The sequence below is a fragment of the Methanosarcina horonobensis HB-1 = JCM 15518 genome, assembly GCF_000970285.1.
GTDB lineage: Archaea > Halobacteriota > Methanosarcinia > Methanosarcinales > Methanosarcinaceae > Methanosarcina > Methanosarcina horonobensis.
In genome coordinates this window covers 1322125-1334551 of sequence record NZ_CP009516.1, presented here as the reverse complement: position 1 = coordinate 1334551, position 12427 = coordinate 1322125, and the positions used below count along the sequence as shown (strand labels likewise).

Annotated in this window: 11 protein-coding genes; 4 read left to right on the top strand and 7 right to left on the bottom strand. The window is 40.8% G+C overall.

What is annotated here, in order from left to right; translation table 11 throughout:
- Positions 1-34: 34 nt before the first annotated feature.
- Positions 35-460, bottom strand: coding sequence for a GNAT family N-acetyltransferase (locus MSHOH_RS05900; protein ID WP_048138098.1), 426 nt, complete (start codon positions 458-460; stop codon positions 35-37).
- A gap of 176 nt (positions 461-636) precedes the next feature.
- Positions 637-1749 carry an IS200/IS605 family element RNA-guided endonuclease TnpB gene (gene tnpB / locus MSHOH_RS05895; protein WP_048143226.1) on the bottom strand — a complete coding sequence of 371 codons (1113 nt, stop codon included), beginning with the start codon at positions 1747-1749 and terminating at the stop codon, positions 637-639.
- Between the two features lie 376 nt (positions 1750-2125).
- Between tnpB and MSHOH_RS05890 the strand changes: the two genes are divergently transcribed.
- Complete coding sequence (locus tag MSHOH_RS05890) at positions 2126-2536, top strand: pyridoxamine 5'-phosphate oxidase family protein (protein ID WP_048138097.1); 411 nt, start codon at positions 2126-2128, stop codon at positions 2534-2536.
- A gap of 515 nt (positions 2537-3051) precedes the next feature.
- Here the strand turns inward: MSHOH_RS05890 and hdrB are convergent.
- From hdrB to hdrA, 3 genes are read right to left on the bottom strand one after another with little or no spacing between them, the layout of a single operon-like run.
- Complete coding sequence (hdrB, locus tag MSHOH_RS05885) at positions 3052-3996, bottom strand: ferredoxin:CoB-CoM heterodisulfide reductase subunit HdrB (protein WP_048138096.1); 945 nt, start codon at positions 3994-3996, stop codon at positions 3052-3054.
- On the bottom strand, positions 3950-4660 hold the full coding sequence (hdrC, locus tag MSHOH_RS05880; protein ID WP_048138095.1) for a ferredoxin:CoB-CoM heterodisulfide reductase subunit HdrC: 711 nt from the start codon (positions 4658-4660) through the stop codon (positions 3950-3952). Before hdrC ends, hdrB begins: the two co-directional genes overlap by 47 nt.
- Positions 4657-7074 carry a ferredoxin:CoB-CoM heterodisulfide reductase subunit HdrA gene (gene hdrA / locus MSHOH_RS05875; protein WP_048138094.1) on the bottom strand — a complete coding sequence of 806 codons (2418 nt, stop codon included), beginning with the start codon at positions 7072-7074 and terminating at the stop codon, positions 4657-4659. Before hdrA ends, hdrC begins: the two co-directional genes overlap by 4 nt.
- Before the next feature lie 630 nt (positions 7075-7704).
- Here hdrA and MSHOH_RS05870 point away from each other — a divergent pair.
- On the top strand, positions 7705-8106 hold the full coding sequence (locus MSHOH_RS05870; protein WP_048143225.1) for a transcriptional regulator: 402 nt from the start codon (positions 7705-7707) through the stop codon (positions 8104-8106).
- 348 nt (positions 8107-8454) lie between these two features.
- Here the strand turns inward: MSHOH_RS05870 and MSHOH_RS25950 are convergent, their stop codons facing one another.
- Positions 8455-8709 (bottom strand): zinc ribbon domain-containing protein, encoded by a 255-nt coding sequence (locus MSHOH_RS25950; protein ID WP_449405455.1) that lies wholly within the window; start codon positions 8707-8709, stop codon positions 8455-8457.
- A gap of 1089 nt (positions 8710-9798) precedes the next feature.
- Between MSHOH_RS25950 and MSHOH_RS05865 the strand changes: the two genes are divergently transcribed.
- Entirely contained in the window at positions 9799-10212 is a 414-nt protein-coding gene (locus MSHOH_RS05865; RefSeq protein ID WP_082089249.1) for a transcriptional regulator, read from the top strand.
- A 291-nt stretch (positions 10213-10503) separates the two neighbouring features.
- On the top strand, positions 10504-10785 hold the full coding sequence (locus MSHOH_RS05860) for a hypothetical protein (RefSeq protein ID WP_048138093.1): 282 nt from the start codon (positions 10504-10506) through the stop codon (positions 10783-10785).
- A gap of 64 nt (positions 10786-10849) precedes the next feature.
- Here MSHOH_RS05860 and MSHOH_RS05855 read toward each other — a convergent pair whose 3' ends face one another.
- Positions 10850-12118, bottom strand: coding sequence for a S8 family peptidase (locus tag MSHOH_RS05855; RefSeq protein WP_052730737.1), 1269 nt, complete (start codon positions 12116-12118; stop codon positions 10850-10852).
- Positions 12119-12427: the final 309 nt, after the last annotated feature.

Genomic DNA, 12427 nt, shown 5'->3' with positions numbered 1-12427 from the left:
GATAGTTCCAAGTTGATGATAAAATAACATAATTTCATTGCTGGAATTCAAATTCTATAAGTTGCATTCCCGGTGCCTCGTTTGGACGAACTGAAAAACCATACTTTTCGTAAAATCCGGCTTTTCCGGGAGCTGCAAATAACCAGACCCTTTTAATATTGGTCTCCTGGCACTTACTAACCAGTCGTTTTAAGATCGTGCTTCCTATCCCTTTATTTTGATGATCTGGCGTTACTATTATATCACAAATTAATGCATACAAAACTCTATCCGAAAGTAAACGTCCACAACCGACAATATTCTCATTTTGATATGCTGTTATCCAATACCATGTGTTATCAAAAACCCTCTTTAAGTCGTCCTCGGAGATCTTCAGAACCGACATCCAACCTGTGCTTGTGAACAATTGAAAATACTCTTGCCAGGTAGGAGGACTCGTTTTGTATTCAATACCTTTCATTCTTTACTCCTGTAACATTTACTTTTAACAACTGGAACCACAATCAACATAAAAGAAATATATTCTTTTCTTGCATATTTGTGAACTACCCCGACGCTAGAGCTGTGTGGCTTCCTAGTTCATCCCTCTCTCTTTTGAGAGCAAGTCCCTAGGCTCTTCCCTGCGTTCCGCAGGTGTCAAGTGGTTATGAGATTTTGGTCAAGGAGAGAGAATTTTTTGATATTTATTGCAGCATTAATATCCCTATCATGCGGAGTCTTACAAATGGGGCAGACCCATTCTCTATCCTTTAATGTTAGTTCTGAATTGTGGTATCCGCAAACGTTACAAAGTTTAGAGGATGGTTCAAATTGCCCTATTCTAAGGACAGTTTTACCAAACCATTCAGCTTTATACTCTAACTTTGTTACAAAACTACTCCATGCAGAATCACTTATAGACTGTGCTAAATGGTGATTCTTGACCATACCTTTAACATTCAGAGTTTCCAGTGCAATAGCTTGGTTCTCGCTTATTAATTTAGAAGAGATTTGATGCTGGAAATTGTTTCTCTGATTGCTTATTTTCTCATGGATTTTAGAAAGTAGCTGTCTCGTTTTCTCTCTGCGTTTTGAATCTTTAACCTTTCTACTTACTCTTTTTTGAAGGCATTTAAGTCTTTTAAGAGAGTTTTTAAGATATTTTGGATTCTCAATTTTTTCTCCAGTAGAAAGTACTGCAAAATCTTTTATACCTACATCTATACCTACAGTAGTTAATTCTGAATATTTTTGTTTATTAGGAAGTTCCTGACCATTGTCTACAAGAATCGATATGAAGTACTTTCCAGTGCATGTTTTTGAAATTGTTGCTGTTCTCAGAGTACCTTCAAACGTTCTATGGAATATAACTTCAACCTCTCCGATTTTAGGAAGCTTGACTATGCCCTTTTCAAAGTCTACAGAGTAGTGTTGAGGTACAGGAAAAGACTGTACCGGATTTTTCTTTGATTTGAACCTGGGAAAGCCGTTCTTCTCTCTGAAAAATCTAACAAAGGCAGCGTCTACATGTTTAGTCATTCCCTGAAGAGATTGAGAATTAGTTTCTTTCAGAAAAGGTTTTTCAGTTTTCAGAGCAGGAAGAAGCTTATCTAAGCCCATATGATTTATACATTTTCCGGTCTGTCCATAAGTTTTAATTTTCTGTTCTAAAGCCCAATTATAGACAAACCTACAGCTACCAATGTGCTTATTTATTAGCGTTTCTTGTTTTTTTGTAGGTTTTAGTCTGTACTTATAGGCATTTAACATTAGCATGATATTACGTTTTACCCGCATATAAGTTACTGGTAAAATAACAAAGGTAGTTGTGAGGAAGTTGACGGCATTCATCCCAACCCTAAAGGGATTGGGCTTTCTGCCTTCTTTCCGTAAATTTGTTTTTATTGAATGCCTTAGCTTATTCTTCATGGATTTTGGTCATATTTTCATTCATAAATTATCGAAGTTCTCTATGGTATACAGATTAGCAGAGTAAAAAGTTTTAAGCATACTTAAGACGATTATTATTGCAGCCTGCAGATTAATTATAGTTCTTTTCATGACAGTATTTTGTGACCAAGCAATTTCGCAAACTCAACTCTTAAAGGAAAGAGCGCTAAAACAGGCTATTAGAAGAGGTTTAGACATGACATCAAAATTGATGGACTACTTTAACAAGCAACCGAGAATTGGAGTTCTCAGCACAGCGAGTAAAGATGGAAAGGTAGATTCAGCTATTTTCGGCTCACCCAATATGATCGATGAAAAGACCGTTGTAGTTGCAACAGGTAAGAACCGCACGTTTTCAAACCTTCAGGAAAACCCTTACGCGATATACCTGATAATGGAACAAGATACGGAATGGAAAGGGATCAGGGTTTATATGAAGATGAAGGAATCTGCAACGTCGGGGGAAATGCTTGATACGATTAAAAGCCAGATCGCAAAAATGGCCGGGGAGGAGGCTGCGCAGATGATGAATGCAACGGTTACCTTCGAGATCATTGAGCTGAGACCTCTCGTTGATATGGGACAGGGCTGGGAGAAATCGGTCTGAGTTTTCAGAAGTGATGTGAAGTGAACTACCCCTCCCTAAACTCTTCGCGAAGCTCAGAGTTTTGAGGGAGGAGCTTCCTGAGTCACCCCTCCGCCTAATGGCGACAAGTCATACAGGCTCTTCCCCGCGTTCCGCAGGTGATGGAATTTGAATTGGAATCTATGAGCGTGATATACTTGAGATGCTTTACAGCTTCCACCTTTCAGTGGCGTTATCTCCCGATCCCTTCAGGAGTTGCCATATCCTGTTTCCAACCGCCTTGCTTGGTTCTCGCTTCAGCTTGTGGTGACAATACAGCACTATATAATGGCCTTAATAATACAAGTAAGTTAGCAGAATCAATAACAAGAGAACGTGAGGAAGTTGACGGCTTTCATCCCCCACCTGTCGCTTCGCTCCGAGGAAGGGGACTTCCCGCCTTAAAGTTAAAATAAAAGATTAAAAAATCGGAATAAAAAGATCAAAAGAAAAAAATGACCGGCTAAAACCTTAAAATGGGGGTTAAGTCCGAATTTTTATATTATGCCGGTCTTTTCCAGAAATCCTTCCAGAGGCACTGAGTGAGTCTGGAAACCGCATACTTTGTAGGGGTCTGCTCCCATTGAGAGAGCTACTAACTGGGCAATATTCATATGAACCATTTCGTACTCTACCCCGAACTCTTTTTCGATTACAGGCTGGTAGCGGTCATACTGGATATGGCAGTTCGGACACATATGGATCATTAGTTCCACTCCGGCTCTCTGGAGGCTGTCGAGTTTGGTTTTTGTGACCTGGAGAGAGGTTTTTTTGTTAAGGTGAAGCTGGGAAAAGCCCATCCCGCAGGTAAGAGTGCGGTCTTCGTACCAGCGGACAGGAGAGGCCCCGCAGGCTGCAGCTATCGTATCTATAAGCTGGGGATTTTCGGGGTTTCCGACAACATCAAGGTACTTGACTTTATAATAATGGCAGGCGTGATGGGCGGCTGCTTTAACGCCTGAGAAATCGAATTGTTTCTCTTCCTGAATCTTTCCGACTTTACTTAAAAGGATCTCTACTGCATGATAGAAGTTGGTCCGCGGGTTCATGTCCCCCTTTTCGTAAACAAGGTCGTCAAAACCCTTTTCTCTGAAAATAGAGTTGACTTTTTCCCGGACCTCGGTATTGGTGTTAAGGAGTTCGCAGGCCTCCTTGTTTATGGCATAGCAGGTTGAACAGAGGCAGGTAATGTTCGAGTACCCACACCTTCTTGCGACAGCAAAGTTTCGGGCTGCAATTGCTGTTGTTGTGAGACCTTCAAAGATATCGGTATAGTGCCCTATCCCTGTGCAGCAGGACTGCTCGTCGTTTATACAGTAATCTACCCCGAGCCGGTCAAAAACATAACGTGTAGCTGTTTCCACACCAGGGTATTCCTGTCCGACCATGCAGCTCTTAAACAGTAAGAGCTTCCTGTCCGGTATACTCTCTATCGCTTTCAAAGCCGAAGTCTCCGCTGTTATTTTCGTTTTCAGTGCAGTCTGTCTTCAGGAACCCGCGAAATTTTTTTTCCTGTATCTTTGCTTTAATCCATTTTTCTCTTTCAAAATACCCTGTACTCTCAAGAATAGCCTGAACCTCTCCATGGGTATTCCTGATATCCCTGGAGCTGAGCCCAAGCTCGGAACGGATTGGTTCCAGATTATTCTTAATCCCGATCCAGCGCTCCCCAAGATCTTTTTCCATATTCTTAATACCGGCACCGGGAACCTTGCTCGCCCCGTTTTCTGCAAGGTATTCTCCAATCTCGAGGAAATAAGCAAGCTTCTCAATGCCATTTCCTTCGTTGATAGCCATTTGCCGGAGTACCTGCACGATTGTTACAGGACTGTTATTCCTGGGACAGCGGACATTGCAGGAATAGCAGTAGAAGCAGGACCAGATCATTTCTGATTCAAGAACACTGCGGTCATTTTCCAGCACTTTTTTTACGATTTGCCTCGGACTGTAATCCGTAAACCGGGCTGCAGGACAGGAAGCAGTGCAGGCTCCGCACTGGATACAGCGGTCCAGTCCCAGAGATTCAGGGGTTCGGATACTTTTTTTTGCGGTTTCTGCAAGAGTTTTACACTCCGGGGCATCGTATTCGTTTACATATGACATCATTTTATCATCTCTCCTTCCCGGGCAAGGCTGGTAAAAGTTCCTGCAAGCCCTTTGGTGTTCGGAACATAGGCTTTTTTGAAATGAAGTCGGCTTCCTAAGTCTCCAAGTTCTTCTTTAAGTTTTTCAAAGTGCATCACAGTAAGAGGATATATCACTTCAGCTCTCGGACTTTCTGGCGGGTCTTCTACAAACAGGACAGAAGACGCCCCATACCTGAATGCATGCAGCACCAGATCTTTATCAACTACGAGACTGGTAGGGACTCTGATCAGTTTAACATTTGAAGGATATGTGAGCACACTATTACCGATATTGTCACAGGTAAGGGAGGCTATTCCGCTGTTTACAAAGCCAAGCACATCCCCTTCTTCAAGCACGCCTTCCATCTCGGCCTTTATCTGGGGTTTCGTAAAGCCTGCAACCTGGACAGCTCCTTCCTTGCAGAGCTCGGTACAGTATCCGCAGCCCGTGCAGATTAGAGGATCAAGAACGACCCTTCCACTCTCGTTTATGGAAAGGGCGTCGAAGGGACATTTAAGACATTCTTCGCACCGTGTACAGAGCAACTGGTTGATGGCTACAATCTCGTTATCCAGAGCTTTCGGACTGTCCGTAATGAAAGCCCTTGCCCTTACAGCTGCAAGTCCTGCCTGGGCAATCGTGTCAGTAACATCTTTAGGACTCTGGGCAGTGCCGCAGACAAAGATACCATCAAGGGAACTGTCAACAGGCTTCAACTTGGAATGCCTCTCCTTTATAAACCCGTTTTCATCCTGGCTCAGGTTCAGTACACTGGCAATTCTCTTTGTCCCCGGGGAGGGAATCATGGCTGCGGAAAGTACAACCAGGTCAGCAGGAAGTTCTCTCATTTTCTGGTCAAGGGTGTCTTCAACCCTTACAACAAGGCTTTTATCCGGTTTTTCAATAACTTCGGCAGGCCTTCCCCTTACAAAGTTAACTCCTGTTTCCTGAACCGCACGATAGTAGTTTTCGTAAAAGCCAAAAGCCCTCACGTCAATATAGCAGATCGTAATTTCGGTTTCCGGATACCTTTTCTTAATCAGGCTTGCATGCTTCAGGGCCGCCATGCAACAGTACCTCGAACAGTAGCGGTTCCCTCCTTCCTTTTCGTCTCTTGAACCAACACACTGGATCATGACTATCCTTTTTGGCGTTTCAGCACCGGAGGAATTATTAGATGAATTTTCGCACCTTGAATCACAGGTTGCAGGGGCAGGGTCGCTGGAAGCTTTGCTGAAATCCGATATCCTGAGAAGTTCTCCTTTTGTAGGACCATTAATGCCCAGGACTCTTGCAAGTTCCATCTGGGTAAGCACATTTTCAAAAATCCCATATCCATACTGAGGTTTCTGAGATACGTCATACTCCTCAAAGCCCGTGGCAACGATAACTGCACCTACATTAAGCTCGATTGTCTCTTCCTTCTGAGAGAAATCGATCGCCCCGTTTTTGCAGGTGGACGCACATTTTCCGCAGGTTTCCCCGTTTAATTGCAGGCAGTAATCGGAATCGATACAGAAAACCTTGGGTACTGACTGAGAGAAGCGTAGAGAAATTGCCTTTTTATCCATATAGCCGCAGTTGAACTCGTCTTCAACCAGGACAGGACAGACCCGGCTGCACCTTCCGCATGCGGTACAGTTATCTTTTACATATCTCGGTTTCTTTTTTAGCCTGACCGTAAAATTTCCTGCACTCCCGCTGAGGTTTTCTACTTCGGTCCAGGTCAAAAGTGTGATTTTAGGGTGGGCTGCAACCTCATTCATGAGAGGGCTGAGAGAGCACATTGCACACTCCTCCGCAAGTTTATCAGGAGAAAAGATTTTCCCTATTTTTGCCATCTGCCCGCCTATGCTTGAATCCTTCTCGACAAGGAAGGTGGAAATCCCGTTATCTGCAAGATTCAGTGCAGCTGTGATTCCTGCAATCCCGCCGCCTATCACAAGGGCCTGCTGAGTAATATCCACTTTTATTTCTTCAAGCGGCTCGATGTTTTCCAGGCGTTTCAGCTTGGCTTTAAGAAGAGAAAGGGCTTTGTCCGTAGCCCCTGATCTGTCAGGGTGCACCCAGGCGCATTGTTCCCTCAGGTTTGCAATCTCAAGCCCGGCTCTGTTTAGTCCGGTTTCCTGTATGCACTTTTTAAAAAGAGTACCGTGCTTGGAAGGAGTACACGAACCTATTACTATCCTGTCCAAATGCCCTTCCAGAATTTTATTCTTGATCAGGGCCTGCCCCTGGCTTGAACACAGGTACTCATAATCAAAAACCGAGACCCCTCCTGCCTTAAGGGTCTTTTTCACAGTATCGATATCAACATGTTCGGAGATGTTCCCGCTGCAGTGGCAGATAAATACAGCAGCTTTGTCCAGCCCTTCAGTCTTCCCATCAGTCATTATACTAAATCTTTCAGGGATTTGTATTTAAGGCTTGCCGAAAAAGGCATAAAAAATGACCCAAAAAGGACATTTTTTAAGAAGTTGTTGCAAGATTAGGACAGATTTTGGAGAAAAGATCGAGTTTAACGTCCATATATGATGTTATGCCCTGGCCAGCGTTCTCGAATCGAATAAATCAATTGAACAATTATAACCAAATGTTTTAATCCTATATATACCTGAATGAAAAACTGCGAAAAATCACATTTCCCAACTATTCCTTACTCTGTCGATGCATAAGTCCTTAAAACAAATTTAGTGTCTCTTATTATCAGAAAGTTTTTATATGCATATAATTATATATAGGGAGAGAGTATTATTATTTAAACCAACTGAGATGCCAGATTTATCAGGCACTTCCTCAGATTTTAAATTTAAGTAAATAGAAATATATTTAACAAAAAAGCAAAAAAATCAGAAATAGTTATCTGAATTCGTCGTTTAAATTCAACTGAATATTTGAAACATTTGAGAAATACAATTACTAAAGCCATTCGTTTAAAACAATATATTTCTATGATCTGATGATACTTGGATAAAATAGAGTACCGGAACCGAGTCTGGGCATATTACCGGTATAAACGGCAGATGATAGTTGTGGCAGATAATGGACTGATAACAGAAGATAATAATTTTAAAATGGGAGAGGTAGAGTACGAAATGGTCGAGCTTTTAAGGAGGCTCAATATAAACAGACCTGTAGCTTTGACCCTTGCATGCCTCTCAAAAGGAGAAGAGATTTCTTCCCAGTGTATAGAAATGGTTTCAGGCCTGAGGCAGCCGGAAGTCAGCATTGCAATGCGCTACCTTCGTGAAAACGACTGGGTAAATATGAGGGAAGAAAAGAAAAATCATGGCAAAGGCAGGCCGGTAAAGCTCTACAAGCTGACAGTCCAGATGGAGACTATTATTAATACAATAGAAGAAAACGTCATCGCTGAGAGCAAGACTATTCTCCAGAACATAGAACGTCTCAAGAATCTGTCCTGAAGAATCAGCGAAAAAACTTGAGGTCAAAGCAATTTTCCCTTACAGCCTCATACATAAAAAGTTCATTCTCAAATTAAAAATCTGATCATACAAGTCGGGAATACCTCTCCACAACCTGAGCAGTTAAATTAAAGCTTTCTTATTCTCTTTTTACCTTCTCTTTTTTTATTTCGGTGCAAGTTTGAGATTCCAAAAATCATTCTATCAACTATTCAAGGTCTTTAACACCCATTGATATTATAGCTTGCTCTTTCAGTAACTAATTATTTTTCATTCAAATATTCAGCTCTACGTGAACTACTCCTCCCTGCTTTCTTCGAAAGCGAGAATGGAGCTTCCTTCGATTGTTTACGTCATTTGTGGGTAAGATTCTAAGAACCTCATCGACATCGGTAAACCTGTTTGTCGAAGATTATCAGAAAATTTCCGATAGCCTGTCCACAGGGCATTCTGTGATAGGAAATTTGACATAATATTGATTGCACTATTGCGATCTCTATCAATGTAGTTTCCACAATCACATTCCATATTTCGCTTCCAGAGTGGCATATCGTGAATTTTCCCACAGACATAACACGTTTTGGAAGTATAGCTTTCATCAATTTTTATTACCTTTTTAACTATAAATTCAGCTTTATAGGCTAACTGCCGTTACTATTTTTGTGATCCCTGCATCATTAGCCTGATATAAACCATTATCAGTGTATTCAGGTGCAGAGACTTCATAAGTAACAGAAATATAGAAATCTCCTTTAGCATGGAAAGGGTCGTCATTATAGATCTAAATTTGTATTATATTTTCAAATTTCTTCTCTGTATCAAAAACAAATTTGGTATTATTTATTTTATGAGAGAAAAAAATGAAATTACCACTCTGATAAAATCCGCTTTGATTATAAGGAATTGTCTGAAAATATTTCCTGCTTTTGAAACTTGGAGGTCTGGCATTTAGATCTCCGTTTTTCCTGAGAACAAAAAAGATCTATAATTTGCATCAAGTTTTTTTAAAAGAATTCCCTATAAAGTCTTTGAACAAACCGCTTTATATTCAGGATTTCTTTTCTTGAGATCTGGCAATTTGTTTTGTTGATCTACATACTTGATGTTCTTTCTTTCAAGTTTCCATGCATCTTTTCTTTCGGCTAAAGTCAGGTTATACAGAGAACAACATTAATCTGAAAACTCCTTCAATCTATACCTTAAAAGTCATACGCTGTTCGTATCTTATTTATTCATTATTCGAATACCACAATTTATTTCAGAACTCTACTTAAATAGAAAAATTAATGAGTTTTGATTTTAGTTAAATTAAGCATTACTGAAAAGCAGCAATTGGAAAAAAAGAGAGATAAATAAACTTTTTTGATGATAAAAAGACTTTTAGTTCTTGATATAGGCTAAGATAATTTTTTAAGGGCTTAAAGAGAAAGATTTAAGGCATAGATATTATTATATAAAAGTAAATTATTTTAATAAGACGTGAGTCAGGGCACATATAATATATTATTCAAAAGATGGCCCAGGAAGGTTAACCGTTATTAGTTAAAAGAAGCGTAATCGGTTGGCCAATTAATAGTAATGTCAACCACTCAAACTGTATAAAATATAATTATAAATTGACATATATTAAAAATAAAACATAAGTAAATATTTATATTAATTCACTCTATAATGGTTCTTCGGGTGATTTAAATGGTAGATGAAAGTGGTTTAGCTATAGAAACTACTGACATGATGAGTGAGACTCCCATATCTATGGGATCAAGCGAATACGAAATGATAGAATTGTTTAGAAAGATCAATGTCAGCAGGCCGATTGCTCTTACCCTCGCCTGTCTTGCAAAAGGAAGGGAAATCTCTTCCCAGAGTATAGAAATGGTATCTGGCCTGAGACAGCCGGAAGTCAGTGTTGCAATGCGGTACCTCCGCGAAAACAACTGGATTGACATCCGGGAAGAAAAGAAATCAAAAGGTAAGGGCAGACCGATCAAGCTGTACAGATTGACAGTCCCTATGGACCGCATAGTCAGCAAGATCGAAGAAGAAATCATAGCCGAAAGCAGACTTGTGCTGAGGAACATAGAACGCCTGAAGCACATTGCCTGAAATTTATGATAGGGAATGGAATGGCCCTTGAATCCAGTACGAGGTCCCACATAAGAGAGATCTGGAGCTTATTGTTCAACGCTATTCTATCTTGAAGGGGATTCCCCCTACCCTACACTTTTTCTTGTTAAAATCCGCTTATAGAGCTGTAGTGCCGGTCACACGCGGAGCACAACCGTCCTTATCTTAATAAACTATACAACAGACAACGAAAAGAGCTATCATCGGCAGATATAAATTATAGATCACCATTAAAAATGAGTATAAGGGGACATAAATGTGGGGATGTAAATGTCGATATCAAAACTTTCTTCAGAACTGATCTTAATAGTCGAAAATAAGCTGAAAATGTCACCTAAGGAAAATGTTGATGTAGTAATTAGCTTGAAAAAAGATGCTAATATTGGAAAAGTAGAGAAAGAGATGACACAAAAAGGTCTCATGGTTAAAACCGTGATAGAAGGTCCTGTTGTAATTATTGCAGGAACTGTCCCGGTAAAAGATATTTCTGAGCTTGCTGAGATTTCCGAAGTAGAAAAAATAGAGTATGATAGCGGCGTTTATGCTCAATGAATGTAACCAATCACCAAACCATCAACTCTTTTCAATAAATTGAATAATTCAAATCGGGTACGGTTTATCCACAGCTTTTATGGAATGTAGCTCCATTACAGTCGACTTTACCATAGCCGTATTCGTCATCCTTACCCGGAACTCCGAGATTATTGGCGGTATTCACGAGTATTTCTCTGATTTTATCCATTTTCAGGGATCTATGAGTACCTCTGCACAAAGCTGCAGCACCTGCCACATGAGGAGCAGCCATGCTTGTGCCACTCAAACTGCCGTAATTATTGCCTGGCAAAGTGGATACTATATTAACGCCAGGAGCACATAACTCGACCTCAGGCCCTCTGCCACTAAATTTTGCAATGGTATTGTCGCTCTGGATTGCGCTAACTGCAAGGCAGCGTTCATATTTGGCAGGGTACATTACCGGCTTATCAGGTGCATCTGCTGGGTAGTTGCCAGCTGCGGTCACAAGAAGTGTTTGTTCAGATGCATAATTAATATATGTTTCCAGTGCACTGGGAGCACCTGAACCTCCAAGGCTCAAGTTTGCAATATCAAATGTACAGCCATGGTATTTTCTCATCCAGTACAGACCGCTCATGAGCCAGCTCCAGTTACCTGAACCGTCGTTACCGAGGACTTTTATTCCATATAGATATGCTGAGGGTGCCACTCCAACAACACCAGAACCGTTGAGCTTTGCAGCTATTGTTCCAGCAACATGAGTTCCATGACCGTTTTCGTCAACCCAGCTTTCTCCTGGCACAAAACTGATCCCTCCAAGAAGATTTCCCTTAAGATCTTCATGAGGCCAGATTCCCGTATCCAGGACAGCTACATGGATGCCTTTACCCATGGTTGCTTCCCAGCACATTGGCGCCTTTATATTAGAAACTCCCCAGGGAATTGAATCTGCCTGAGCTGACACCCCATTTGAAATTACTGTTTGAGTGTCTGGCAGCAGCTCACTGCCCCTGAAAAAATTCCCCTCAGAAGGCAGCCAGTAAGGAGAGAGTCCCTGAGCATAGAATTTCCCGTCTGGCTCTACTAAAGCAACATTAGGATCCTTCTTCAACGCATTGACTTCTTCTTCGCTAAGAGCAGCAAATACCATGGGAAACTCAAAATCATTAATATCAAGAGCTACCAGACCATATGGATCATCAGGAGGGGCAAAACCCGCTGTTTTTACGCCAACATCTATAAAATGCAACCGTGGACCCACACTCTGCTGAAGGATCTCTGTCTTGTCTTTTTCTTTATCCTTTCTTTCATTCTTATTCTTGAAAATAACAATATATCGTTTCTTACCGTCCAGGTTTTCTTCTATCAATTAAATACCTCCTTTACCTGCATCTACTGCACTAAAATTGGAGAAAATGTGCCCTTCATACAGACAGTAAGATGACCTGAATTCAAACCCTCTCTTCGAGGAAAAGCCTCTGTAACTGAAAGTAATAATGCCCCCCAATAATCCCCAAGAATAATGCATATTACATTAAATTGGTTTTATTTTAATAAACTATTCAGACCAATTTTATTTATATATCGGATTATATTCCAGCTGCGGAAAACTCCAAATTTCCCGAGAGATTATTCAAAAATTCTAAACTTGGACTTTGTAGAAATTTTAAGTTCGCTT